The organism is Streptomyces sp. NPDC016562, assembly GCF_043076955.1.
Taxonomy (GTDB): domain Bacteria; phylum Actinomycetota; class Actinomycetes; order Streptomycetales; family Streptomycetaceae; genus Streptomyces.
Map to the genome: position 1 here is coordinate 1,414,841 of NZ_JBIBRZ010000002.1, position 25,409 is coordinate 1,440,249.

Annotated in this window: 24 protein-coding genes; 14 read left to right on the forward strand and 10 right to left on the reverse strand. The window is 72.3% G+C overall.

All coding sequences use genetic code 11. The annotated features are described in order from the left end of the window. Positions 1-24: 24 nt before the first annotated feature. Positions 25-1,260 (reverse strand): GDSL-type esterase/lipase family protein, encoded by a 1,236-nt coding sequence (locus ACF059_RS14050; RefSeq protein ID WP_392055962.1) that lies wholly within the window; start codon positions 1,258-1,260, stop codon positions 25-27. Continuing rightward, positions 1,257-1,871 (reverse strand): TetR/AcrR family transcriptional regulator, encoded by a 615-nt coding sequence (locus ACF059_RS14055; RefSeq protein ID WP_392055965.1) that lies wholly within the window; start codon positions 1,869-1,871, stop codon positions 1,257-1,259. Before ACF059_RS14055 ends, ACF059_RS14050 begins: the two co-directional genes overlap by 4 nt. Before the next feature lie 108 nt (positions 1,872-1,979). Between ACF059_RS14055 and ACF059_RS14060 the strand changes: the two genes are divergently transcribed. The 3 genes from ACF059_RS14060 (at position 1,980) to ACF059_RS14070 (ending at position 5,318) form a co-directional block, all read left to right on the forward strand. Then, positions 1,980-2,618 (forward strand): nucleoside/nucleotide kinase family protein, encoded by a 639-nt coding sequence (locus ACF059_RS14060; protein ID WP_392055968.1) that lies wholly within the window; start codon positions 1,980-1,982, stop codon positions 2,616-2,618. A gap of 102 nt (positions 2,619-2,720) precedes the next feature. After that, positions 2,721-3,254: a hypothetical protein gene (locus tag ACF059_RS14065; protein ID WP_392055971.1), complete on the forward strand. Its 534-nt coding sequence runs from the start codon at positions 2,721-2,723 to the stop codon at positions 3,252-3,254. 210 nt (positions 3,255-3,464) lie between these two features. Then, positions 3,465-5,318 carry an ABC transporter ATP-binding protein gene (locus tag ACF059_RS14070; RefSeq protein ID WP_392055974.1) on the forward strand — a complete coding sequence of 618 codons (1,854 nt, stop codon included), beginning with the start codon at positions 3,465-3,467 and terminating at the stop codon, positions 5,316-5,318. A 21-nt stretch (positions 5,319-5,339) separates the two neighbouring features. On the opposite strand, the gene ACF059_RS14075 is transcribed toward ACF059_RS14070, so the two are convergent. Next, on the reverse strand, positions 5,340-5,747 hold the full coding sequence (locus tag ACF059_RS14075) for a DUF3662 domain-containing protein (RefSeq protein WP_392055977.1): 408 nt from the start codon (positions 5,745-5,747) through the stop codon (positions 5,340-5,342). 187 nt (positions 5,748-5,934) lie between these two features. Here ACF059_RS14075 and ACF059_RS14080 point away from each other — a divergent pair, with 187 nt between their 5' ends. The 5 genes from ACF059_RS14080 (at position 5,935) to ACF059_RS14100 (ending at position 9,923) form a co-directional block, all read left to right on the forward strand. Then, positions 5,935-6,384 (forward strand): PRC-barrel domain-containing protein, encoded by a 450-nt coding sequence (locus ACF059_RS14080; RefSeq protein WP_392055979.1) that lies wholly within the window; start codon positions 5,935-5,937, stop codon positions 6,382-6,384. Between the two features lie 271 nt (positions 6,385-6,655). After that, positions 6,656-7,291, forward strand: coding sequence for a hypothetical protein (locus tag ACF059_RS14085; protein WP_392055982.1), 636 nt, complete (start codon positions 6,656-6,658; stop codon positions 7,289-7,291). 214 nt (positions 7,292-7,505) lie between these two features. Next, on the forward strand, positions 7,506-7,679 hold the full coding sequence (locus ACF059_RS14090) for a hypothetical protein (RefSeq protein WP_366864654.1): 174 nt from the start codon (positions 7,506-7,508) through the stop codon (positions 7,677-7,679). A gap of 121 nt (positions 7,680-7,800) precedes the next feature. After that, a complete protein-coding gene (locus ACF059_RS14095) occupies positions 7,801-8,406 on the forward strand; it encodes a hypothetical protein (RefSeq protein WP_392055985.1) in 606 nt (201 codons plus the stop codon). Positions 8,407-8,552: 146 nt separating this feature from the next. Further along, positions 8,553-9,923 carry a globin domain-containing protein gene (locus ACF059_RS14100; protein ID WP_392055988.1) on the forward strand — a complete coding sequence of 457 codons (1,371 nt, stop codon included), beginning with the start codon at positions 8,553-8,555 and terminating at the stop codon, positions 9,921-9,923. Positions 9,924-10,036: 113 nt separating this feature from the next. Here the strand turns inward: ACF059_RS14100 and ACF059_RS14105 are convergent, their stop codons facing one another. From ACF059_RS14105 to ACF059_RS14125, 5 genes are all read right to left on the reverse strand, one after another. Next, a complete protein-coding gene (locus tag ACF059_RS14105; protein ID WP_392055990.1) occupies positions 10,037-11,413 on the reverse strand; it encodes a protein kinase in 1,377 nt (458 codons plus the stop codon). 387 nt (positions 11,414-11,800) lie between these two features. Then, positions 11,801-12,475 carry a DUF3618 domain-containing protein gene (locus ACF059_RS14110; protein WP_392055993.1) on the reverse strand — a complete coding sequence of 225 codons (675 nt, stop codon included), beginning with the start codon at positions 12,473-12,475 and terminating at the stop codon, positions 11,801-11,803. Then, positions 12,451-12,864: a phage holin family protein gene (locus ACF059_RS14115; RefSeq protein WP_392055996.1), complete on the reverse strand. Its 414-nt coding sequence runs from the start codon at positions 12,862-12,864 to the stop codon at positions 12,451-12,453. Before ACF059_RS14115 ends, ACF059_RS14110 begins: the two co-directional genes overlap by 25 nt. Before the next feature lie 77 nt (positions 12,865-12,941). After that, the gene (locus ACF059_RS14120; RefSeq protein ID WP_392055999.1) at positions 12,942-13,715 is read right to left on the reverse strand and encodes a hypothetical protein; all 774 of its coding nucleotides are present in this window, start codon (positions 13,713-13,715) and stop codon (positions 12,942-12,944) included. Between the two features lie 399 nt (positions 13,716-14,114). Continuing rightward, a complete protein-coding gene (locus ACF059_RS14125) occupies positions 14,115-14,660 on the reverse strand; it encodes a DoxX family membrane protein (protein WP_392056002.1) in 546 nt (181 codons plus the stop codon). 337 nt (positions 14,661-14,997) lie between these two features. Between ACF059_RS14125 and rph the strand changes: the two genes are divergently transcribed. Next, on the forward strand, positions 14,998-17,616 hold the full coding sequence (rph, locus tag ACF059_RS14130; RefSeq protein ID WP_392056005.1) for a rifamycin-inactivating phosphotransferase: 2,619 nt from the start codon (positions 14,998-15,000) through the stop codon (positions 17,614-17,616). A gap of 70 nt (positions 17,617-17,686) precedes the next feature. Here the strand turns inward: rph and ACF059_RS14135 are convergent, their stop codons facing one another. Further along, positions 17,687-20,230: a discoidin domain-containing protein gene (locus ACF059_RS14135; protein WP_392056007.1), complete on the reverse strand. Its 2,544-nt coding sequence runs from the start codon at positions 20,228-20,230 to the stop codon at positions 17,687-17,689. A 106-nt stretch (positions 20,231-20,336) separates the two neighbouring features. After that, the gene (locus ACF059_RS14140; protein WP_392056010.1) at positions 20,337-21,281 is read right to left on the reverse strand and encodes a nucleoside hydrolase; all 945 of its coding nucleotides are present in this window, start codon (positions 21,279-21,281) and stop codon (positions 20,337-20,339) included. A gap of 140 nt (positions 21,282-21,421) precedes the next feature. Between ACF059_RS14140 and ACF059_RS14145 the strand changes: the two genes are divergently transcribed. The 5 genes from ACF059_RS14145 (at position 21,422) to ACF059_RS14165 (ending at position 25,274) form a co-directional block, all read left to right on the forward strand. Then, positions 21,422-21,715: an acylphosphatase gene (locus ACF059_RS14145; protein ID WP_392056013.1), complete on the forward strand. Its 294-nt coding sequence runs from the start codon at positions 21,422-21,424 to the stop codon at positions 21,713-21,715. 110 nt (positions 21,716-21,825) lie between these two features. After that, positions 21,826-22,923, forward strand: a complete 1,098-nt coding sequence (locus tag ACF059_RS14150; protein WP_392056016.1) for a hypothetical protein — start codon at positions 21,826-21,828, stop codon at positions 22,921-22,923. A 63-nt stretch (positions 22,924-22,986) separates the two neighbouring features. Continuing rightward, positions 22,987-24,327: a cytochrome P450 gene (locus tag ACF059_RS14155; RefSeq protein WP_392056020.1), complete on the forward strand. Its 1,341-nt coding sequence runs from the start codon at positions 22,987-22,989 to the stop codon at positions 24,325-24,327. Then, a complete protein-coding gene (locus ACF059_RS14160) occupies positions 24,299-24,628 on the forward strand; it encodes a plasmid stabilization protein (protein WP_392056023.1) in 330 nt (109 codons plus the stop codon). Before ACF059_RS14155 ends, ACF059_RS14160 begins: the two co-directional genes overlap by 29 nt. Positions 24,629-24,713: 85 nt before the next feature. Continuing rightward, a complete protein-coding gene (locus tag ACF059_RS14165) occupies positions 24,714-25,274 on the forward strand; it encodes a type 1 glutamine amidotransferase domain-containing protein (protein WP_392056026.1) in 561 nt (186 codons plus the stop codon). The last annotated feature ends 135 nt before the right edge of the window (positions 25,275-25,409 follow it).

Consider the following 25,409-nt stretch of genomic DNA (forward strand, 5'->3'; position numbering starts at 1 on the left):
CGGCGTCATCGCCTGAGCGGGCGCTCACGCCCGGGCGGCGAGGGAACCCCCGGAGGCGAGAGGACCCCCGGAGGCGAACGGACCCCCGGAGGCGAAGGGACCGCCGGAGGCGAAGGCCACGGCGGCGAACCGCTCGCCCATGCGACGGTGCGTCGCGGCGTCGGGGTGGAGCCGGTCGGGCAGCGGCAGCTCGGCGAAGTCCGCCTCGCCGTACAGTGCGCGGCCGTCGAGATAGTGCAGGTGGGGGTCGTCGGTCGCCCGCTGCCGTACGAGCCGGGCGAGTTCGTCGCGGATGACGCCCAAGGTGAGTTTCCCGGCGGCCCGTTCGGCGGGGTCGCCGGTGGCCCGGAACCGCATCCGGCCCGCCTTCAGCTCCTCGAAGTCCGGGGCGCTGGGACCGGGCGTGTCCTCGTGGATGGGGCAGAGGATCGGCGAGATCACCAGGAGCGGCGTCGTGGGGTGGCCCTCGCGGACGGTGTCGAGGAAGCCGTGCACCGCCGGGCCGAAGGCGCGCAGGCGCATCACGTCGGTGTTGACGAGGTTGATGCCGATCTTGACGCTGATCAGGTCGGCGGGCGTGTCGCGCATCGCCCGGGCGGTGAACGGGTCGAGCAGGGCGCTGCCGCCCAGGCCCAGGTTGGTCAGCTCCACACCGCCGAGGAAACCGGCCACTGCGGGCCAGGTCGTACTGGGGCTCGCGGCGTCGGAACCGTGGCTGATCGAGCTGCCGTGGTGCAGCCACCGGGCCCGGCCCCGGTCCGGTACGGGTTCGACGGGGGCGTCGGTGCGCAGGGCGACCAGCTCGGTGGTCTCGTTGTACGGCAGCCAGATCTCGACGTCCTTGACGCGGTCCGGAAGACCGGCGAACCGGGCGGTGCCGACCGGTCCCGTACGGGTCTGCGCCGAGCCGGTGGCCAGGTCCACCGTCAGCACGTTGCCGCCGCCGACACCGGCCTGCCCGGCCGGCTGCCCGTCGACGATGAGGTCGTAGACGCCGTCGGGGCGCGGCGGCGCACCCACGTAGGCCCGCTTGGTGCGCAGCGCGTCCAGCTCGATGACGGTGGCCCGGGTGCGCAGGACCACGCGTACGCCCGAGGGCTGTGACTGCGCCATGGCCAGCTGGCCGTCGGTGTTCTGCGCGCGGGCCCGGGCGGGCAGCCGGTGCGGCAGCACGCCGTGGGCGGTGTGCTCCAGGTCGAGGGCGCCCCGTATGAGGTCGGGGGTGAGGGGGGTGGTGATCCAGTGGAAGGGGGTGCTCATGGTTCCAGCCTGTCGTTCGCAGGGGTCGGACCCGGTGCGCCGCCGGGCGCGGGCCAGTTCCGCAGCAGGGCGTCGAGGGCGTCCAGGACCCGCGACCAGGATTCCTGCGGGTCGGGCGCGCTGTGGTCGAAGCTCCCGCCCGCCTCCAGGCTGATGTAGCCGTGGAAGACGCTGCCCAGGAGCCGGATGGCGTGGGTCTGGTCCGGTTCGGTCAGGTCGTAGCCGCGCAGGATCGCGCGGGTCATCTGTGCGTGCCTGCCGCCGGCGCTGGCGGCCGCTTCTTCGGGGGTGAGCCTCAGCTGGGCCGCGGCGTAGCGCCCCGGGTGCTCCCGGGCGTAGTCGCGGTAGGCGTGGGCGAAGGCGGTCAGGGCGTCCTTGCCGGCCCGGCCGGCGAGGGCCGCGGCCACGCGGTCGGCCAGTTCTTCCAGGGCGAGCAGGGCGATCCGCGCCTTGAGGTCGCGGGAGTTCCTGACGTGCGCGTACAAGCTCGCGACCTTGACGTCGAAGTGCCGGGCGAGCGCCGAGACGGTCACCTGGTCGAAGCCGACCTCGTCGGCGAGCTCCGCGCCCGCCCGGGTCAGCCGCTCCGTGGTCAGCCCTACGCGCACCATGACCGTCCTCCCTGTTCGCCTATAGGGATTATGAAGCTACCTAAAGCCTTTAGGCAAGCTGACTTGCTCTGAGGCGCAGGCGTCGCGGGCGTCGGGCACGATACGGGGGTGCACACGACGACAGAACTGGTCCTGAGGGCGGCCGCGCTGGCCGGGACGGGCGGGCGGGGGAGCCGCCGGATCCTCGGCATCGCGGGGCCGCCGGGGGCCGGGAAGTCGACCCTGGCCGCCAGGCTCGCCGCAGAGCTCGGCCACCGGAGGGCCGTGGTGGTCCCGATGGACGGATTCCACCTGGCCGGGGCCGAGTTGGCCCGGCTGGGGCTGGCCGACCGCAAGGGAGCCCCGGACACCTTCGACGCGGCCGGATACGTCTGCCTGCTGGACCGCCTGCGCCGCCCGCGCGGAGCCACCGCGGCGACGGTGTACGCCCCCGCCTTCGACCGATCCCTCGAAGAGCCGATCGCGGGCAGCATTCCCGTCGCCCCCGAGGTCCCGCTGGTGATCACCGAGGGCAACTACCTGCTGCACGACGCGGGGGAGTGGGCGTCGGTGCGGCCGCTGTTGGACGAGGCCTGGTACCTCGCCCCGGACGAGGAACTGCGCGTACGGCGCCTGGTCGAGCGGCACGTACGCCACGGCAAGGATCCGGCGTACGCCCGCGCGTGGGTGGCCCGTTCGGACGAGGCGAACGCCCGCCTCATCGCCCCGGGACGCCACCGCGCCGACCTCGTACTGGACGCCGGCTGACCGGCGCGGCGACGGGTCAAGGCAGGGCCGTGACGCTGTTAGGGTGACGTGCGCCCGTCAAGGCGGGCTCCCACAGGTACTGATATTTCAACGGGGTTGAACGTGAAGCTTCGCCATGTCCGTGCGGTTGCCGTCTTCGGTGTCGCGGTCGTAGCACTCACCGGAGCCCGCGGCTCCCACGGCGGCAGCTGCGGCGGTGGCCACAGTTCCGGTTCGAGTTCCAGCAGCTCGTCGAGCGGCGGCAGCACCGGCGGTAGCAGCAGCAGCGGCAGTGACGGTTCCAGCACCAGCGGCAGTTCGAGCAGCGGCACCGTCAGCGGCGGTACGAGCAGCAACAACAAGGCCGAGCGCGACATCAAGATCGACAGCTGCAAGCTGGACGACGCGGGCAAGAACCTGGTCGCCAAGGTCACCGTCACCAACAGCGGTTCGCTGGACTACACCTACAACATCACCATGAAGTTCCGTGGGAACGCCACCTCGACGGCGACCCCCGCCCAGGCCAACGTCACCGGCCTCACGGTCAAGGCGGGCGCCTCCCGCCAGGCCGAGGCCACGACGGCGTACACCGGCAAGGGCGACGGCAGCGAGTACAAGGAATGCGTCGTCGCAAGCGCGTCGAAGAACGCCCTCTGACGCACCCGCGCCTTCTGACACACCACACCCCCCGGGCGGTCGCCTGAGTACGCGTCCGGACGGGATCCCGGCCCCGTCGGTGTCACACCGACGGGGTCGTTCTCGTGTACGCCCTGTCGCCCACACGGAAAACGCTTGGACGGCGCGGAGGCGTGCGCGGGACACTGCGGTTCCGGGTCTGCCACACGACACCACAGGGTTGCCATGGGGATGGGATCGTCCGCGTCAGGAGGGGCTGCGCCCGCACGGGGCCCGGTGTTCCTCGCACTTCGTTACTACGGGCGGGAGTTGGCGCGGCTGCGGTGGCTGACGGTGCCCACCATGCTGCTGCCGGCCCTCGGCAACATCGGCATCAACTACCTCGCCCCGCTGGTCATCGCCAAGCTCGTCGGCCGCATCGCCGACGAGGCCACCCCCAGCGTCGGCTCGATGCTCCCGTACGTCCTCGGATTCGCCGGGGTCCTGCTGCTCTCGGAGGCGGCCTGGCGCCTCGGCCTGCACTGCCTGAACCGCCTGGACGCCCGCGGCATCGAGCGCCTCTACGTGATCGGCATGGACGAACTGTTCGCGAAGGACGCCGCGTTCTTCCACGACAACTTCGCCGGGTCACTGACCAAGCGGGTCCTCAGCTTCGCCTCCCGCTTCGAGGAGTTCGTCGACACGCTGACCTTCTCGGTCGTCGGCAAGTTCGTGCCGCTGCTCTTCGGGTCGGTGGTCCTGTGGCAGTACGAACCGCTGCTCGTCGTGGCGCTCCTGACCATGATCGCGCTCACGGCGGTCTGCGTACTGCCCCTCATCCGCCGCCGTCAAGCGCTCGTCCACCGGCGCGAGGAGGCGATCGCCCGCGTATCGGGGCACGTGTCCGACAGCCTGATGAACATGGACACCGTCCGGGCGTTCGCCGCGGAGGAGCGTGAGGCCGCCGAACACCGGTCCCGGGTGGCGCAGTCGCGCGGGCTCATGCTGCGCTCGTGGGACTACGGCAACCTGCGCATCGACACCATCGTGGCACCGATGTCCGTGCTCACCAACGCGCTGGGCCTGCTGCTGGCCGTCATGATCGCCGCGGACGGACACGGCGTGGAGGCGGTCGTGGTCGCCTTCACCTACTACTCCAACGCCACGCGGATCATGTTCGAGTTCAACCAGATCTATCGCCGCCTGGAGAGCTCGATGACCGAGGCCGCGCAGTTCACCGCGCTGCTGCGCAAGCCGCCGGCCGTGCTCGACCCGCCTTCGCCGGAGCCGGCGCCCACCGGGGGAGCCGACATCCGCTTCGAGCAGGTGACGTTCGCCCACGCAGGCGGCGGCACGCTCTTCGACGGGCTGGACCTGGCCGTGCCGAGCGGATCCAGGATCGGGCTCGTGGGGCGCTCCGGCGGCGGCAAGACCACCCTCACCCGGCTGCTGCTGCGGATGACGGACGTCGACGCCGGCCGGATCCTGATCGGCGGCCGGGACATCAGCAGGCTGCGCCAGAAGGACCTGCGCGGCCTGATGGCGTACGTACCGCAGGACCCGGCGATGTTCCACCGCACCCTGCGGGAGAACATCGCCTTCGCCCGGCCGGACGCCACCGAGGCCGAGATCCGCCGCGCGGCCGAGGCCGCCCACGTCACGGAGTTCGCCGACGCCCTGCCCGACGGCCTCGACACCATGGTCGGGGAGCGCGGCGTCAAACTCTCCGGCGGCCAGCGCCAGCGGGTCGCGCTCGCCAGGGCGATCCTGCGCGACGCCCCGATCCTCCTGCTCGACGAGGCGACCAGCGCCCTGGACTCCGAGAGCGAGATCCTCGTACAGGACGCGCTGTGGCGCCTCATGGAGGGGCGGACCGCGCTCGTGGTGGCGCACCGGCTGAGCACGGTGGCGCACATGGACCGGCTCGTCGTCCTCGACCACGGACGGATCGTGGAGCAGGGCACGCACCAGGAGCTGCTCGACTCCCACGGCGCGTACGCGAAGCTGTGGCGGCACCAGTCCGGCGGCTTCCTCGACGGCGCCGGCCCCGCCCCGGCCCGTACGGCCCCGTACGGCCCCCTCGGCCCACCCCGCTCCGACGGCTGACCCTGCGGAGCGCTGCCTGCGTCACGGGTCCGGAGTGCTCGGCGGTGCGGCAGTGATGTGTGTCATGGGGGCGCAGTGGACCTGGTAGCGGCCGTTGGGGATGTGTTCGGCCGCAGCGAGCCGCACCGTGAGCGGGCCGGCCCATTCGTAGCCCTGGCGCTCGCCGTGGCGCGCCAACCGGTCGGTCAGCTCCTGCCCCACGGCGGTGAGGTGCGGGCCGATCTCGGCGTACACGGGCGGAGGCAGCTCGACGGTGAACACGTTCGGCACCACGGTGCGGTGTGAGCTGCACACGACGGCCTGCTCGTCACACGTCCGCAGTAGCGCCTCGACCACCTCCGCCTCCGCCGCATCACTGCCGAGCAGCTTCTCCGCCAGTGCCTTCTCGGCCTGCTCGATCGCCAGCTCCCAGCCCTTCAACGTGCCCATGAACCGCACGTGCCCCGGTTCCGCGACGTCACGCGCACGCGAGGGCGGATTCACCCGGGACCGCACGGGTGTGGGCTGCGGGACGCCCGCCTCCGGGAAAGCCGGACCTCATCCGTCCGCTTCCCGGTGCCGTGTGCGGGTAGCCGGGCGGTGACAGCAGCGCGCGGCAGGAGGACGAGGAGAAGCGATGATCACTCAGGAGCAGCTGACGGCCATGGTCGGATGCACGGCGTACACCGACCAGGGTCAGCGTGTGGGCGGGGTGGACTACATCCTGGTGGACGACACCACCGGCCGGCCCGAATGGGCCCGGATCACCGACCGGGCCTCCGGCCTCGGCGGCGTCTTCGTCCCGCTGCGCCACGCGCTGCTGGAGGACCAGCGTCTGGTGCTGCCGTACGGCGTCTCGCTGATCGAGCGGGCGCCGTGCGCGGCGCTGGACTGCGGGAGCGTGCTGTCGGTGGCGGAGGAGCAGCAGCTGTTCGCGCACTACGGGATCAGGGACGTGCGGGAAGAGGTGAACGCCGAAAGCGGTGCGGGCTGGGGGCAGATGGACCGGGCCGGCGCCATTAGCGAGGGCGTGGCCGGTCAGGAGACGCACGCGTCCCGGCTCCGTCCGGTACAGCCCGGAAGGTGAACCGCTGAAGTAGCCGGACCCCGGCTGGGACCCCCGAGTTGTCCGGCCGCTGCTTCACACGGCAGTGGTCGGACGGCTGCGCGGGCCAGAACGGTGCGGAGGGCCGGAGCCGCATACGGGGCCGATGCCGGGATGACGGGGACGGTGACATCCAGGTACCGGCGACCACGCCTGCCGGGACACCGGCGCCCGTGGGCTGAGGCCGTGGAAGCCCTCTGTACGGCTGCGGTAGTTTCCGCTTTCCTGAGGAGGCGAGGGGGAGGGGGGAACGGTGGACTTCTCGTTGTCGCGCCCGGCGCGGGATGTTGCCACGCGCACGCGCCGCAGGCGGGCTCTTGCGGCTGTCGCCTTCCCGCTGCTCATCACCGGAGTGCTGCTCGCCTTTCTGTTGCTCGCGGCCCATGGCCCTGGTGGACGATGGTGGACCGTCGCCGGAATGCTGGCCGCCTTCGGTCTCTTGGGGTTCGGTTTCCTCGGCAGGCACGTGCGCTTCGTGCCTGCGGCCCTCCTGCTGTGGGCCCTGGGAATGACTGTTGCGTCCTTCGACGACTGGGTGCTGGCGAGCAGGGGACTCGACATCACCTGCACCGTGCTGGAGAAGGGCTCGCGCGTCGAGACTTCCACCTCTACGGACTCCAACGGTCATACCACCACGACTTCGACCACTCACTACGACTACCGTCTGGACTGTCCCGGCGGCCGGCCCACGGCCATGACGTCGACCACGGATGCCGGCAGCAAGGGCCAGCCACTCCAGGTGGTGTACGACCCTGCGGGCCGCATCGACCCGGAACCGGCGCGCGGTACTGATACGACCGCGGCGTGGGTGGCCGGTGGGCTGCTGACTGCGGCGATGGTCGTAGGAGCTGCCCGCGAGCTGTTCGGTCGCAACACCCGGTGGCGGTGAGCGGCACCCGGCAGCACGCCCCGAGTTGCGGCCCGGCGAGACCGGCCCGCCCTCGTCATCGGCTCCGTCAGCGCGCGGACGTGCGGCCGGCTGCGGCGGAACGGACCTTGTGGTAGCGAAAAGCGACGCATCCTCACTCACCGTGTTTGGAGGCGGGGTTACGCGGCTAGACGATGTAGCCACAGAACTTCTCAGCCGACCGGAAGGCAGGAACATGAACCTCGTTGCCGTGCTCATCCTCGTCGCGGTCCTCGTAGTCATCGCTCTCCTGGTGCTGGCCCCCAGTGCTCCCGCACGACGCAACCCCCTTTCCGGCCGCCACCGCTCCGGGGCCCGCCGACTGACCCGGATCCCGCGTCAGCGGCACATCCGGCACCACAGCCGCTGACACCCGGGGAGACGGGCTCAACTGAACCGAGTACGCGTCACGCACGTTTACCGGCGGCGGCCGGTGGAAGAGTCGAGTCCGACCTACGGTCGACCGACCGGCCTCGAACGGGAGCCCGCCGATGCGCCTCTACGCCCAGACCCCGGCACGCAGGAACCGGCAGGTCCTGGGGGACCTGCTGGCCGCGGCCCTGACGGCCGCCGCGGTGTGGTTCGCGCTCGCCGCTCACGAAGTGATCATGCTGCTGGCCGAGCCGGGGCGGAAGGTGGAGAGCTCGGGCGACAGCCTCGCCTCTGAACTCGACAACGCCGGCGACGCGGCCTCGAAGGTCCCGCTCGTCGGCGACCTCCTGAAGAAGCCGCTCCAGTCCGCAGCCGACGCCGGTACGGGGTTCGCCGACGCGGGACAGTCCCTCCAGGACGGCGTCAGTCAGGTCGCCACCCTGACGGCAACGGCACTGATCGTCATCCCGGTGTTCTTCGTGCTGCTCCTCTGGCTTCCCCCACGCCTGCGCTGGATCCGGCGCAGCGCCACCGTGCGACGCCTGGCCGAAGCACCTGGCGGCGCCGATCTCCTCGCCCTGCGCGCCCTCAACGGCTCCCTGCGGGACCTCGCCGCGCTCCCCGCCCCTCCGGGCGGTCTCGCCGACGCCTGGCGCCGCGGGGACCAGCGCGTCATCGCCGACCTCTGCGAGGTCGCACTCAAGCAGGCGGGCCTGCGGCCCTGACGGGCACGGACGGTGGCCGTCCGTGCGGTTCTGCACGGCGGGGCGGGTGCGCAAGGCACGCAGGGAGGATTGAGAAGGAGAGTTCGGGGCACACGCTGCCCCGAATCCGCAGGCCGACCGAAAGACGCACGAGGTGAGGCGCACCGATGGACACCCAGACCCCCACGTCGGCTGACGGAGGCAGCTCCGAGGGGACGTCCCGCGACGGAGGCTGGTTCGGCCCGAGCCCGGTCAAGAGACCTGCCGGGGAAGGGCGGGACGACCAGGAGGGCGCGGACCGGATACCCGGCCGCCCCGTCAGACCGGTTCGCCCCGTGGGCGACACCGCCGACGGCGACAAGAGCCGTACGGGCGCCGGGACCTCGCCCGAGAACAGCTCGGAGCCCGAGAACACCTCGGACGCCGTTCTGCTGCGCCGCACCATGGCCGAGGTCGAGCCCATCGCCGACAAGGTCACTTCGTACTTCTACGCCCTCCTCTTCGTCCGGCACCCCGACCTACGCGCGCTCTTCCCCGCCGCGATGGACACCCAGCGAGACCGCCTCTTCAAGGCGCTGCTCACCGCCGCGACGCACGTGCACGACCCCGCCGCCCTGACCGCGTACCTGTCCCCTCTCGGCCGCGGCCACCGGAAGTACGGCACCCTTCCCGAGCACTACCCTGCCGTCGGCGAGTGCCTCATCGGCGCCCTCTCCCACTACGCGGAGCGCAGCTGGAGTCCGCAGGCCGAGGGCGCCTGGGTGGCCGCCTACACCAAGATCTCCCAGACCATGATCGACGCTGCGGCCGAGGACGAGCTGCGCGCGCCCGCCTGGTGGCAGGCGGAGATCGTCGCCCACGAGATGCGTACACCGGACGTCGCGGTCGTGACCGTCCGCCCCGACCAGCCCTACCCCTTCCTCGCCGGGCAGTACGCCTCCCTGGAGACCCCGTGGTGGCCGCGCGTGTGGCGGCACTACTCCTTCGCTTCTGCGCCCCGCTCGGACGGCCTGCTCTCCTTCCACGTCAAAGCCGTGCCGGCGGGCTGGGTCTCCAACGCGCTCGTGCGGCGGGCCCGCCGGGGGGACGTGGTCCGGCTCGGGGCACCCGCCGGGTCGATGACCGTGGACCACAGCACCGACAGCGGTCTGCTGTGCCTCGGCGGTGGCACGGGCATCGCACCCATCAGGGCCCTGGTCGAGGACGTGGCCCGCCATGGCCGCCGGCGTTCCGTCGAGGTGTTCTACGGAGCCCGCCGCGGCGACGACCTGTACGACCTGGACACGATGCTCCACCTGGAGAAGACGCATCCCTGGCTCTCGGTCCGCCCGGTCATCGACGCCGGGACGGTCGGCGGCCCGGGCGCAGGCCTTCCGGAAGCGGTGTCACAGCACGGCCCGTGGCACGCCTACGACGCCTACCTGTCCGGGCCGCCCGGAATGATCCGCCAAGGCGTCGACACCCTCTTGGGCATCGGCATGCCCACCGACCGCATAAGGCACGACTCCATCGAGGAACTGGTCGGGGCAAGGATGTGAGCACATCCGAACCGACCGGTCACCGGCCGACGGCCCCGACGCGCACCGCCCGCCCGATGCCGCGGCCCTCGGCGGAGTCGGCCGCCGCCTCGTCCGCCGAGGGGTGAAGGCCCTCAGTTCTGGCGCCCCTTGTCCTTGTTGCCCTTCCCCTTTCCGGGGTCGGTCTTCTCCTTCACCGCCTGAGGCGGTTTCTCCCGCCCGGCGCCCGGGACGGCCGCAGGGGTGGGCGGTGCCGAATCCCCGACGGTGGGCGGTGCGGGAACCGTCAGATCCGTCCCCGTCCCCGTCCCCGTCGACGGGGACGGCGCCGGCGGCGTGGTCTGCGGAGCCGCCGTCCCGGCAGCCTCGGGCGTCGACGGCTGGTGGTGGAACGTCGTGGAGGGAGGCGGGGTCTCCCGCCCTTCCAGGACGCCGCCCACCAGGAGGAGGCAGGCCCCCGTGACCCCCACCGCCGCGAGGCCCATCGCGGCCGCACGCCGCCGCGTTCCGGCCCTCCTCGCCGACGGTGCGGGCGGTCGTACAGCCTGAGCGGAAACGGAAGCGGGAGCACGGGCGCTCTCGGGGCACGGCAAGGGTGCACGATGCGTGGAGGTGTCCGCGGCCGCCGCGTTCGCCGCGCTCACCGTGGCGGCGGCACGCGGTACGGGCGTACCGGCCATGGCCTGCAGGCGCGACTGGACGCAGGCGGCGTCCGGGCGGGCCTGGGGGTCCGGGTCGGTCATCGCCTTCAGCAGCAGGCGGAGGTCGGCCGACAGCCCCTCGGGTACCCGCGGCGGTGTGAGGAGGTGGGCGGTGCCGACCTGGACGGGTGTCCCCTCGTACTCGCGGTGCCCCGTGAGTGCTTCGAGAAGGGTCAGCCCCAGAGCGTAGACATCACTGGCCGTGCTCGCGCCCCGGCCGAGCAACTGCTCGGGAGCCATGTAGGCGAGCGTGCCGACCAGCGCTTCGGCCGAGCTGTGGGACTCGTCGCGGACGGTCCTGGCCAGCCCGAAGTCGGCCAGGTGCGGGGAACCGCTGTCACCGAGGAGGATGTTGGAGGGCTTCAGGTCGTGGTGGATGATCCCGTGGGCGTGGATGTGGTCGAGGGCGGAGGCGATTTCCGCTCCGAGCCGGGTGACCTGGACGGGGCTGAGGGGACCGGCGGATATCCGCGTGCGCAGGGTGACGCCGCGGATCAGCTCGGCCACCATGAAGGCGCCTTCTCCCTGGCGCCCGGCGTCGTAGACCGTGACGAGCGCACGGTGGGACAGCCGGGCCAAGGTGCGCGCCTCGTCGCAGAAGCGGTCGGCGGTGACCGTGTCCGTCCCGGCGCGGAACACCTTGACGGCCACCTCGCGTCCCAACACCTCGTCGACACCGCGGAACACATCCGCCGTGCCGCCGGCTCCTATGAGGGCGTGGAGCCGGTAACGGCCGCCCACCAGGGTGTGGCCTTCGTACGGTGCTCCGTGCGCGGGGTCGGGCCGGGCCGCCATTCGGGTCTCCTCCACTCGCGGACAGTGTCGCGCGTTTGCCCCTGGACGCAGGGACTACGCAACGCACCGACGCATCGGCCTCCACTCCGATCGGTGGGGACGCGGCTCTGGTCTGCATCTCGGTGAACAGCGCGGCGGCGTCGGCTGTGCCCGCGCCATGCCGGAGTTGAGGCGCACCGGCGGGTAGACGAGGTTGGCCGGGTAGACGAGGTTGGCCGGCAGGCCGTACTTCATCTCGCCCTTAACGTCACGGGCGAGCCCGGGAGTTCAGCCGGTGGCGCGTCAGGATGCGCTGACGGTAGCGGCTGTCAAGGCGCAGGGCCCGGCCTACCGGGCCGGGCCCAGCCTGCGGCCGCCGTCATAGCCGTGATGCCAGGACACGGGGTTCGCTGGGTGCGTGCGCTAACCCGGCTGGTTGGACGACCCCGGCCGACCCGGGCCGCGTACCTCCTGCGCAGCGTCACGACCCACTTCGCGCAGCCCCTCGGCGGTCTCACGCCCGGCCGACTGGGCTTCGTCCGTGGTGGTCTCCACGGCGCTCTGGGCGCTGGATTTGACGGCTTCCACCGCGTCGGTCGCCGGCTGCCTCATTTCCTCCTTCACCTCGTGTGCCGCCTCCGCGGCGACCTGCTTGACGGGTTCGAGGAGCTGGTCCGAATGCTGCCTCAGCTGCTGTCCCGCCCGCTCCTCGGCCTCGGTGGTGGGGAGCAGGGCCGCGGCGAGCATGCCGGCGCCGAATGCCATGATTCCGGCCGCCAGGGGGCTGCCCTGGGTTTGCCGCGTGACCTGGGCTGGCGCCTGCTGAAGGGTTTCTCCCACGGTTCCCACGGCTTCCTTGGCGGTTTCGGTGACGCTGTCCGCGACCCGCCCCGTGCCTCCGGCGACGCTGTGCGCCGTGTCGTGTGCCGTTCCCATCACGCGCTCCTTCACGCCGGTCAGTCCGTGCCGCACGGAGGCGGCCTTGCGCTGTGCGACCCTACGGGGCGTCAGCTTGTCGGCCAGCAGGTCTACGTTGTGCGCCAGGTGCGCGCGCCGGTGTTCCACGTCGGTCCTCAGCTCGTCGGGTGTCGTGCCCATCGGGCGTCCTCCTTCAGCGTTTCCACGGTCTGCTCGGGCTTGAGATTCACCGTGCGCAGGCGCTTCCGGCCGGTCGCGTACAGCACGGCTCCGACGACGGCCCACACGGCGGTGACGATCAGCGCTGCCCAGGCCGGATCCATGACATTGGACAAGGCGAAGATCACGGTCAGGCTGCCCAGCAGAAGGACGAGATGTCCGGCGTACCCGGCACCGCCCAGCATGCCGACGGCCTTGCCGGCCTTCGACGACTCCTGCTTGATCTCGGCCTTGGCCAGTTCGATCTCGTCACGGACGAGCTGGGACAGGTCGGAGCCGATCTCGCCGATGAGGTCGCCGATGGACGGTTCCTGCCCTGCATGCGGCGCTTGGCGAGCCGCGCCGGGCACCGGAGGCGCTGGGGGCACCGGAGGCGCTGGGGGCGCCGGCGGGGCCGGCGGTCGCTCATGCGAGGAAATGGCCACGATCAGCTCCCCTCACCCGTCCAGGTGTTGCGCGCGGACCCGGGCCGGGAGGGGTCCGGGGGCGTCGACGGATAGGCGGGCGGGGCGGGCGTGACTGGCGGCGTGTGCGTCACGTGCGGAGGCTGCGACTGCCCGTACGTGCCGGCCGGGTCCTGGTACGTGCCCTCGCCGAGGCGACTGCGCGTCGTCAGCGGCGGGTCGCCCGCGTACGGGTCGCGGCTTGCCGTCGAGGCGGTCGAGTCCGACGCGGCAGTGCCGCCCGATTCCGACGACGAAGCGGCGCCGATACCCTTGCCGGCCCTGGCCACGGCGAAGCCGGCGAGCGCGGCCCCGGCGAGGAAGACACCCGGGCGACGGCGGGCGAAGTCCTGGAGGTCGCTGACCAGTCCGTCCGGCCCGCGCTTCTCCAGGTGGTCGGCGACCTGGTGGCCGCCGTCGGCGATCTGCCGTACGAGGCCTGCGGCCGTGGAGTCCGGCTTGCCGTTGTCGCCCATCTCGCGGAGCTCGCCGGCGAGCTTGCGGACGTTGTCCGCCAGGCGCCGGGTCTGCGTGTGGGCTTGCTCCTGGAGCTGGTTGCGCAGTTCGCCTGCGAGGTCCTTGGCCTGTGCCGTGGCCTCACCGACGACGTCCGCGGCCTGTTCCTTCGCGGTCTGGGTCACGTCGGTGGCCTTCTGCCCCACCAGGGCGGCGCCTTCGCCTGCCTTGTCCTGGGCGGTGTGCGCTATCTCCGTCGGTGTGGTTCCCTGCCGACGGCCGAAGTCCTGGATGTCACTCAAGGCTCCTCCTGGTCATTCGAAGCGAGCAGCGGGTTGTCATGCGGCGTGTACCCCGCCATGCGCCTGCCATACGCCGAAAGAGGGCTGCTTTCCCCAGGCTGCGGGCACACAGCGACCTGAGCCGGTCGCCCCGTCCTGGCCCGTCAAACCCGCTGGTCAGCGCCTGGCCCGTGCGGCCCTGGGGCCTGAGGGCCGCACCGTTGGGCAGCGGCGGACACGGCGCTCAGAGCGGCAGGACGGGTCCGAGTCGAGGGCTGATGGCGAAGCCGTCCATCCTGGTGCGGTACTGCCGGCGGCCGGGCCGGTAGCGCGGAGCTCACCGACATGCGCCGGACCGGCTTCCTCGGGCACCGGGATGCCCGAGGCGCATCCCGCCAAAGGACCCGACAGGGTGCCGACTCAGGCCGGGGTGTCCATGTCCCCCTCGCCCGTGCTCGCGGGGGCCAATGCGGCGATCCGGCGGTTGACGACGACCGTCGCCGCGGCCGCGGCCAGGGTGAAAGCCACCAGTACGGCCGCGGGCTGGTTCAGTTTGTGTCCTGCGACGTGATCGAGTGAGTAGCAGCCGGGCCCCGCGAGGCCGAGACTGGCGGCCACGAAGCCGAGGAAGGCCGGGTACTCGAAGCCGCCGCCCTGGGCGAAGAACCCGGCGGGCGCGTGCACCGAAACGGCCCCCGCCATGGCGCCTGCGGCGGCCGCACCGGCAGCCGGTGTGGCCAGGCCGAGCACGAGCAGCGCCCCGCCGCCCGCCTCACCGAGGCCGGCCGCGATCGCGCTCTCCCGGCCCGGGGTGAAGCCCATGTGCTCCATGGCCTTGGCCGTTCCCTCGATGCCGCCCCCTCCGAACCAGCCGAAGAGCTTCTGCGTGCCGTGTGCGATCAGCACACCGCCTGCGCCCAGGCGCAGAGCGAGCAATCCGAGATCCTTGCGGTGGGTGAAGGGCATGGCGGTCGGGCCTTTCCGTCGTCGTCGAGTCACGCCGCCGGTCATCGGCACGCACCGCCGGCGATCGGCACGATCTGTTCCCCCGACGCTCCCGCCCCACACCGCCGCCCCCACCGTATGGCGGTGCACCGGCTGACCGGCGGGCGCCCAAGGCCGAGTCCGGCCGCCCCGCCCCACCCCGCCCGGGTCGGGAACCTGCCCCGAGGGGAAACGACAAAGGCAAGGAGAGCACTCTCCTTGCCACTCTCAACTTATAGCGCGACAGGGGGCTTGCCGCAAGGCCCCGGGCAGGGCGCAGAATCATCGCCCGACCCCTGACCGCCCTGGAGGCATCGCAGTGAACGAGCAGTACGTGTGGGACCTTCACCATGCCGACGAGACCCAGGTCGCCGTCGTCGGCGGCAAGGGCGCACACCTGGGCGCGCTGTCGCGCATCGAAGGGGTCCGCGTGCCGGGAGGATTCTGCGTGACGACCGAGGCCTTCCGGCGGATCGTCAAGGAGGCGCCAGCGGCCGGCGATCTGCTCGATCGGTTGTCGCGCGTGAACCCGGACGACCGGGAAGAGCTCCGCACGCTCAGCGCGCGGATCCGCCGGACCATCGAGGAAACCGCCATCCCGGACGATCTCGCGGCGGCGATCCTCCGCGCACTCGCCCGGTCCGGCGAACGGGCCGCCTACGCCGTGCGGTCCAGCGCGACGGCGGAGGACCTCCCGACGGCCTCCTTCGCCGGCCAGCAGGACTCGTACCTCAACGTCGTGGGCCCGGCGGCGATCCTCCAGCACATCAGCCGGTGCTGGGCCTCGCTGTTCACCGAGCGCGCCGTGACGTACCGCCACCGCAACGGGATCGACCACCGTACGGTCCACATGGCCGTGGTCGTGCAGCAGATGGCATTCCCCGACGCGTCCGGCGTCCTGTTCACGGCCGACCCTGTCACGGGAAACCGGAAGGTCGCCACCGTGGACGCCGGATTCGGCCTCGGCGAGGCACTGGTCTCCGGCCTGGTGAACCCGGACGTCTTCAGGGTGCGCGACGGTGAGGTCGTCGCCCGCACGATCGCCTCCAAGAAGCGCGCCGTGACCGCCCTGCCCGCCGGCGGTACGCACGAGGTGGCGGTCGACGCACGGCGTCAGGAACAGCCGGCGCTGACGGATGCGCAGGCCGTACGGCTGGCCGGTCTCGGGCGGCGGATCGAAGCGTACTTCGGCCGCCCCCAGGACATCGAATGGTGCCTGGTGGACGACGACTTCCGCATCGTGCAGAGCCGGCCCATCACGACGCTGTTCCCCGTGCCGGAGAGCGGCGACCGGCACAACCACGTCTACGTCTCGGTCGGCCACGGGCAGATGATGACCGATCCCATGAAGCCGCTGGGATTCTCCATGTGGCAGCTGACGGCCATGGTGCCGATGCACGAGGCCGGCGGGAGGCTGTTCGTGGACGTCACCGCCCGCCTCGCCTCGCCCGCGAGCCGCGCCGCCCTTCTGGACGCCTTCGAGAAGGGCGACCCGCTGGTCAGGGACGCTCTGGAAACGGTCCTCGACCGCGGGGACTTCATCCCGCCGCACCCTGATCCGGTCCCCTGCGGGCCGCCGCCCGCAGGGGCGCCCGCAGGTGCGCCTGAGCCGATCGCGACCGATCCCGCCCTCGTCACCGACCTGATCGAGCGCAGCCGGGTGTCACTCGCCGCCCTGAAGCGCGACATCCGGACGAAGAGCGGACCGGCGCTGTTCGACTTCCTGCTGGAGGCCTTCGAAGAGCACAAGCGCATCCTCAGCGATCCGCTGAGCATTCAGGTGATCAGGGCGGGCATGGAAGCCACCTGGTGGCTCAACGACAAGCTGGCGCAGTGGCTGGGGGAGAAGAACGCCGCCGACACGCTGACGCTGTCAGCCCCCGACAACATCACGTCGGAGATGGGACTGGCCCTGCTCGACGTCGCGGACGTCATCCGCCCGCTGCCGGAGGTGGTGGCCTTCCTGCGGGGCGTGGGCGTGCAGGACGACGACTTCCTGGACGGGCTGGCGAAGCGTGAGGGTGGCCCCGAGGCGCGCGACGCCATCGAGGCCTACCTCGACCGGTACGGCATGCGCTGCGTCGGCGAGATCGACATCACCCGGCCGCGCTGGCGCGAACACCCCGGCACGCTGGTGCCCGTGATCCTCGACCACGTGCGCACCTTCGAGCCGGGCGCCGCCGCGCGACGCTTCGAACTGGGGCGGCAGAAGGCCCTCAAGAAGGAACAGGACGTGCTGTCGCGCTTGCGCGCCCTGCCGGACGGGGACGGGAAGGCCGAGGAGACCAGGCGGATGATCGACCGGGTCCGCACCTTCATCGGGTACCGGGAGTACCCGAAGTACGGCATCATCAGCCGCTACTTCGTCTACAAGCAGGCCCTGATGGAGGAGGCCGCACGCCTCGTCCGGGCGGGCGTGCTCGCCGAGCGGGACGACGTCTTCCACCTCACTTTCCAGGAACTCCACGAGGTCGTGCGTTCGAGCCGGCCGGTCGACCCGCACCTGCTCCAGCAGCGCAAGGAGGCATTCCGGGCGCACCACGCGCTCACCCCGCCCCGGGTGCTCACCTCGGACGGTGAGGCCCTCACCGGGGCGTACCGCCGGGACGACGTCCCCGCCGGCGCGCTGGTGGGCGTACCGGTCTCGGCCGGGACCGTCGAGGGGCGGGCCCGGGTCGTCCTCGACATGGCGCAGGCCGACCTCGAAGCGGGCGACATCCTGGTCACGGCCTTCACCGACCCCAGCTGGTCGCCGCTGTTCGTCGGGATCGCGGGCCTGGTCACAGAGGTGGGGGGCCTGATGACCCACGGTGCGGTCATCGCCCGGGAGTACGGCCTGCCGGCCGTGGTCGGCGTGGAGCGGGCCACCCGGCTGATCCGGGACGGCCAGCGGATCCGGGTGCACGGGGCCGACGGGTACATCGAGATTCTGCCCTGAGCCGCCGCCTTTGGCGCCCCCGGCCCTTCCGGGCCGGGGGCAGCTCAGGTCACACGGCAAGAGAGCCGGCCTAGGAGACCGTCAGGAACGCGGCGGTGCTCGGTACCCCTTGGGCGTCCAGGGCGAAGAGCATGTAGGTCCCCGGAAGCGCCACGCCGCCGTCGGCGGGCAGGGACACCGTGTACGTGCCGGAACCGGCGGCGGGCGTGGACACCAGCGGGACCCGCCGCTGGTCGTTGTCGGTGGAGTGGGTCGCGGCCGCGGCCCGCATCAGGACGAAGGACGCCACCTGGCCCTGCGTGCTCACCGTCAGCCGGGCGCCGAGGGCGGCCCGGGGCGGCACGCCCCCGGTGATGACGGGACGCGGCTTCGGTGAGCCGTCCGCGTTGAGCAGGTACGGCGGGGTGAACACGGCCCCGTCGGCGTGGTTGGTAGCACAGTCCCCGCACAGGCCCCCGCCGCCGGAGAAGATCCGGCCGTCCGGCAACAGGTTGGCCACGCTGTGGTAGTTGCGCGGGATGGCCATGGTGGCCAGCGGGGTGAACGTGCCCGTCGCCGGGTCCCACAGTTCGGGGGCCAGGACGGACGTGGCGTCGCTGAAGGGCACGGGGTAGGCCTGGCCGCCGAAGACGGCCACCTTGCCGTCCGGCAGGACGACGCTGTTGCTGAAGGCCCGGGCGTGCTCCATGTCGCCCGTCCGGGCGGCCTGGACCCGGTCGCCCGAGATGCTCACGGTGTACGCGCGCCGGGTCGCCGGGGAGTCCTGGTAGGCGGGAGAGCCGCCCAGCGTGAGCAGCTTGCCGACGTCGTAGGCGACGGCGTTGCCGGTCATGGCGTCCGGGCTGTCGGCCCGGGTGCCTGCGGCGGTGATGCTCCCCGTGCCGGTGGTCGAGATCCAGTTCATCTGCTTGCTCGGGCCCAGGTGCAGGACCTTGCCGCCCGAAGTGGCGTGCAGCCACATGTGGTTGTCGGCGCGGTAGGGACCGGCCGGGTCGGCGGTCAGCGCGGGGGAGGCGGGGACGCCCGGCAGCCTGCGCCAGGTGCGGGTGCCCGGGGACCACACCTCGCCCGCCTTGTCGCCCGCCGTACCGCTCCACGATCCGCCCAGGACGAAGGCCTCACCGGTGGAGAGCAGCGTCATGGCCTGGTAGCCGCGTGCGATGTTCATGCTGGTGGTGGCCGACCAGGCGTCGGTGGCGGGGTCGTAGATGCTCGCCTTCTCCGCGTTGCTGCCCCCGGTGACCAGCACCCGGCCGTCGGCGAGCATGGCTATGCCCGGACAGAACATGTCGTGGCCCGTGTTGTCGATGCGGCGTTGCGTGACCCTGCCGGTCTTCAGGTCCAGGATCGCGGTCTGCGTGTAGCCGTTGCTGCCGCCGAAGCGGTCGGTGGCGTACGCCGACCAGGCCAGCAGCTTGTCGCCCGGCAGGACGGCGGTGGCCACCGGCACCAAGGGGAAGCCGGTGATGCGGTCCCAGGAGCCGTGGACCGCGGAGTCGGCCGGTCCGCTCAGGCGTATCTCGCCGGCCGAGGTCCACGGGCCGCGCCCGCCCGCCTCGGTGGTCACCGTCAGGCGTACGTAACGGGCCTTCTCGGTACGGGTGAAGGTGGCCGTTTTGACGGCGGCGTCGTCCGGCCAGGTGCCCGCGGCCACCGGAGCGCCGAAAGAGCTGCCGTCGGTGCTGGTGGTGACCGTGTACGCACCGGCCCGCCCGTTGGGCCCGCTGGTGCGGGGGTGGTAGACGAGCGCGGACACGGCCGTCGTGCGCTTCATGTCGAGGGTGATGCTGTGCGGCAGGGGGGCGGGGGTGCCCGTGTACGCGCTGTGCCAGAGGGAGTCGGCGTCACCGTCCAGCACGTTGGCGGCGCGGCCGTTCTCGCCGCTGGTCTCCTCGTCGCTCGCCGTGGCGCTCCAGCCGCTCCGCGACAGGTCGACGGTGGCGGCGGGCGTGCCGGGATCGCCCAGGAGGTTGATCTCGGCGGCGGAGCTCCACGGCCCGCGGCCGCCGGCCTCCGTGAACGCCGTCAGCCGTACGAACCGGGCGCCCTGCGGCGCGAACCCGAGCGTCTTGACGCCGGCGTCGTCCGCGAGCGTGCCGGTGGCGACCGGGCCCGTCCAGTTCTGCCCGTCCCCGCTGACGCTGATGCCGTACTCGCCGACGCGCCCGTTGGGCCCGTCGGCGCGCGGCTGGTAGACGAGCGCGGAGACGACCGCCGTGCGCTTCATGTCGAGGGTGAGGGTGTGCGGCAGGGGAGTGGGGGTTCCCGTCCACGCGCTGTGCCAGAGGGTGGTGGCGTTGCCGTCGAGGACGTTGGCGGCGCGGCCGTTCTCGCCGCTGGTCTCCTCGTCGCTCGCCGTGGCGGTCCAGCCCGTGCGGTCGAGGACCGGAGCCGTGGGCTGCATGGCGTGGGCCGGGGCGACGCCGTGGTGCGGCGCCTGCCGGGCCGTCTGCTGGTCGAAGGGTACGGGGGCGGGGGCGCGGGCGGCCGGTGCCTGGCTCGCGACACCCAGCCAGGGCGTCATCGCGATGACCAGCGCACCGAGACCGCCGGCGATCAGCAGAGGGGAACGGCGTGACCCACGGGGAAGGGCGCGGAAGGGTCGTAACGGCAATCTGACCTCCTGGGGTGAACGTGCGTCCGCCCTAGAATTTAGGTCAGAAGGGATGAACCTGACTGCGGCATAGGCGACTTGGCGTGAAACCGCGCCGCCGCGGGACCTACGCCGTGCGCGCTCCGAGCGTCGCCACGGCGGCGACCATGCGGTCCCAGAACAGCTCGGCCTCCAAGCGCACCGCGACGCGGGCGTTGACCGGGCGGTCCACGTAGCGGTGCAGGTCCACCACGGTGGCTCCGCGCGTGTACCGGCCCTGCAGCTCCACGACCACGTTCGCGTCCACGCAGTGCACGAGCCCGGGGTCGATGACCCGCGCCACCGCGACGGGGTCGTGCAGCGGCGGGTGCGGGAACCCCCACAGCGTGCGGTACGTGGACGCGAAGAAGGTCAGCAGCTCGGCGCACGTACGGCCGAGGGGCGTACCGAGCCCCTCGAAGCGGGCGACCACGTCCGGCGTGGCCAGCGCCTGGTGGGTGACGTTCAGACCGCACATGGTGACGGGCACGCCGCTGCGGAAGACGACGTCCGCGGCCTCCGGATCCGTACGGACGTTGAACTCGGCCGCCGGAGTGCGGTTGCCGCGCTCCGTCGAGCCGCCCATCAGGACGATCTCGCGGATGCGGGAGGCGTCCTGCGGATAGCGGGTCAGCAGGAGGGCGATGTTGGTCAGCGGTGCGGTCACCACGAGGGTGACCGGCTCCGGATGCTCGGTCAGCAGCCGGTGGACGAGGTCCACGGCGTGCTCCGCCGCCACGTCCACGGTGGGCTCCGGGAACATCGGCCCGTCGAGCCCGGAGACGCCGTGCACGTCCTCCGCGACCGCGAGCGCCTGGACGAGCGGCCGCGCGCACCCGGCCGCGATGGGCACGTCGGTGATCCCGGCGACCGTGCACACGCGCCGCGCGTTCAGGGTGGTCTTCTCCAGCGTCTGGTTGCCCGCGACCGTGGTGATGGCCAGCAGATCGACCGCCGGGTCACCGGCCGCCAGCATGATGGCGAGGGCGTCGTCGTGTCCGGGATCGCAGTCGATGATGATCGGGACGGGCACGTCACTCCTGCGGGTGCGGGGTCGCGGACCTTTCAGTGTGCCGCCGGTCCCGTCCCGTGACCAGGAGGCACCAGAGGAGCGGCCGGGAAACGCCCCTCGCCGCACACTCGCCCACCGCGACACCGCCCTAAGGTCGGAGCATGGTACGCAAGCGGGTGATCGTGTCGGGGACCGTGCAGGGAGTGTTCTACCGGGACACCTGCCGCCGTGAGGCGGTGGCGCGGGGCGTGTCGGGGTGGGTGCGCAACCTGCCCGACGGCGAGGTCGAGGCGCTGTTCGAGGGGGACGAGGACGCCGTGGCGGCCATGGTGCGGTGGGCGCGTACGGGACCACCCGAGGCCGAGGTCCGCGCCGTCGAGGTCCGCGAGGAGACGGCCGCGCCGCAGGAACCGCGCGGCTTCGAGGTACGGCCGACCCCGCGCCCCCAGGGCTGAGCCGCCGCCGCGCCGGGGCCGGGTCTACCTCTCCCCGGCCGGGGTAGGGGCGCAGATGAGGCATCGGAGCACCGGCCCGCCCATGCTCCCCTTCTCCGCGGGAGGAAGCCGTGAAGCTGCAGTTCCTCAACCCGCTCTACGCCCATCCCGGCCCCGTGGCCTCGGTGTACCTCGACACCTCGCGCGACCTCGACGAAGCCGACCGGGCCATCGAGTCGCGCTGGCGCCGGCTGCGCAAGTCCCTGCTCGCCCACGACGCCGACCGGGCCACCGTGGACGCGATCGACGAGGCCGTCGGCGCGGACCGCGAGGTGGCCGGACGGCACGGCCAGGCGCTCTTCGCCGCCCACGGCGAGCTCCTGCTGACGCAGTGCCTGCCCGAACCCCCGGTCCGCGACACCGCGCAGTACGGCATGCTGCCCGACACGCTGCCGCTCGCCCTCCAGCACGCCCCGGACATCCCGTACGCGGTCCTCATCCTCCACCGGGTGCACGTCGGCGAGCACGGCGACGCGGACGAGGAGCTGGAGATCGACTGCGAGAGCGGCCGCTGGCCGACGGGCCGTGTCGCGCCGGGAGCGCGCTCCCACCGCCGGACCCCGGTCGACACCTGGCCCAAGGAGGTCGAGGAGCTCGCCGGGGAGCTGGCGGCCGGGATGGACACGGCCGGTACCGAGACGGTCGTCGTGGCCGGGGATCCGTGGGCCGTCAACAGCCTCATGAGAGCGGCACCGAGTCGGCTGCAGAGCGCCCTCGTCAAACTCAAGGACGGGCAGCACCGGCACCGCGAGCCCGGTCGCGCCCTCCTGGAGGAGGAGCTCGCCGTCCTGCTCGACGGCAGGCTGCCCGAGCGCGACCGGCACCAGGTCGACACCTTCCTCGGGCAGCGGGCCCGCCGCCCCGAGTACGTCGAAGGGCTCCCCGCCGTGGTCGCCGCCCTCCAGCGCGGTCAGGCGCAGACCCTCCTCCTCAGCCGGCCCGTAAGCCTCGACCGCCATCTGTGGGTCGGAGCCGGGCCGGGCCACCTCGCGCTGACCGGTGAGGAGCTGAACGCCTTCGGCCTGCACTACTACTGGGAGGAGCCCGCGCCCGGCGCGGCCCTGATCCGCGCGGCGGCCGGCACCCAGGCCGAGCTGATCGCCGTACCGGACGAGGAGCTGCCGCTGGAGGACGGTGTCGCGGTGGCCCTCCGCTACACGAGCCCCTGACCGCTCCGCGATCACCCTCACATACGGCCGAATGTGTTCCTCCGGCCCGGGTAGGCGCTGGGCATGTCCGGTCACCCCATTGACAGCACCCTGTCGCTGCTGGCCCACGGGTACGCCTGGGCCCCGGATCTGCGCCGGGCTCACGACGGCGCTCCGGTGGTCCGCACGCGCCTGATGGGGCGGCCCGCGGTGCTGCTGCACGGCCCCGAGGCGGTCGCCCTGTTCTACGACGAGCGCCGCGTCCGGCGGGACGGCGCCCTGCCGACGCCGGTCCTCGACACGCTCTTCGGCAGGGGAGCGGTGCACACCCTGGACGGCGCCCACCACCGCCGGCGCAAGCAGCTGCTGGTGTCGCTGCTCATGTCCCCGCAGGGCGTCAGCGGCTTGAGCGCGCGGGTGCGCAGCGCCTGGGACGAGGCCGTGGCGGGCTGGGAAGGCCGCGAGGTGGTGCTCTTCGACGAGGTGGCAGCCCTGCTCGCGGGGGCGGTCTGCGACTGGGTGGGCGTGCCGGTCCCGGACGAGGCGGCCCGTGAGATCGCCGAGGACTGCGTGGCCATGGTGGACGGCTTCGCCGCGGCCGGCCCCCGGCACATCCGGGCCGTCCGCGCGCGCCGCCGTCAGGAACAGGGCCTCATGGACGCCGTCGCCGTCGCCCGCATCCGCGCACACACGGACGCGGGCACAGACGCAGAGGCAGGCGCAGGCGCAGACGGAGAAGCAGGCGCGGACGCACCGCTCCCGGCGTCCGGGACGGCGCTGGAGACGATCGCCCTGCACCACCGGGAGCCGGACGGCTCCCTCCTCGATCAGCACACGGCGGCCGTGGAGCTGCTGAACATCATCCGTCCCACCGTCGCCGTCGCCTGGTTCGTCACCTTCGCCGCGCACGCGCTCCACCGCCATCCCGGCCGCCGGGACCAGCTGCGCGCGGGCGGCGCCGCCCGCGCCCGCGCGTTCGCCCACGAGGTGCGCCGCTTCTACCCCTTCGTCCCCTTCATCGCGGGTCTGGCCGCCGAGGACCTGACCTACGCGGGCGACCACGTCCCGGCCGGGACCCTGCTCCTCCTCGACGTGTACGGGCACCACCACGACCCAGCGCTGTGGGCGCGCCCGTACCACTTCGACCCGGAGCGCTTCCTGGGCCGCGAACCGGGCCCCGGCGAACTGATCCCCCAGGGCGGCGGCGACGCGCTGACCGGCCACCGCTGCCCGGGCGAGGACATCACCCTCTCCCTGCTCACCTTCTTCTCGTCGGCCCTGGCCCGCATGGACCTGGCCGTACCGCAGCAGGACCTGTCCATCCCGCTGAGCCGGATCCCGACCCGGCCCCGCAGCGGGTTCGTCATCGAGATCGGACACCAGTCAAGGAGTCACCATGCCGCGCGGGTCCAGTCCCAAGCGTGAACGCCAGTACGAACACATCAAGGAGAGCGCCGAGGAGCGGGGCGAGAGCCCCGAGCGGGCCAAGGAGATCGCCGCCCGCACCGTCAACAAGGAACGCGCCCGTGCGGGCGAGTCGAAGACGGCGAGCCGCTCCTCCCTCCAGGACATCTCCTCCTCCAGGCGCGGCGGCCTGCGCTCCCACAGCGGCGCCCAGGGCCCGACGAAGGAGCAGCTCTACAACGAGGCCCGGCAGCGCAACATCAAGGGCCGCTCCGCCATGGACAAGGCCGAACTGGAGCGCGCCCTCGGCCACCGCTCCTGAAGCACAAGCACCAAGCACCAAGCGCCGGAGCGAAGGGCGGCAGCCCGGGCCCGGCGACCCATTCGACGGAAAGGAAGTGAGCGTCGTGCGCATCGCGTTTCTGACCGCGCCCGAAGGCGTGGAGGAGGTCGAACTCACCGCACCCTGGAAGGCGGTCGAGGACAACGGCTGGATCCCGCAGCTGGTCTCGACGCAGGCCGGACGGGTCCAGGCGTTCCGCCACCTCGACAAGGCGGGGACCTATCCCGTCGACCACGTACTCGCCGGGGACACCTCGGACGCCTTCGACGCGCTCGTACTGCCCGGCGGAGTCGCCAACCCCGACGCCCTGCGCATGAACGAGCGGGCGGTGGGCTTCGTGCGGAGCTTCTTCGAGGCCGGCAAGCCGGTCGCGGCGATCTGCCACGCGCCCTGGACGCTGGTGGAGGCGGATGTCGTACGGGGCCGCACGCTGACCTCGTGGCCGAGCCTGGCGACCGACATCCGCAATGCGGGCGGCACCTGGGTGGACGAGGAGGTGCAGGTCTGCCACGCCGCCCCGGCGGCCCTCGTCACCAGCCGCAAGCCGGACGACCTGGAGGCGTTCTGTGCCGCCTTCGTCCGGGAGTTCGCCGAGAGCCGGAGCTCCTCGCTCGCGGGGCCCTGACGCAGGACGCGGTGGGGCGTAGAACCGAGGAGGCCGCCCCCGGCCTCGGCCCGGGGCGGCCGCCGCGGTGGTCTGTGGGGAATACATAAAGAAGTCCTTGATGTTGTTCGTGGGCTGTCGGGGGGCTCCCCTGGG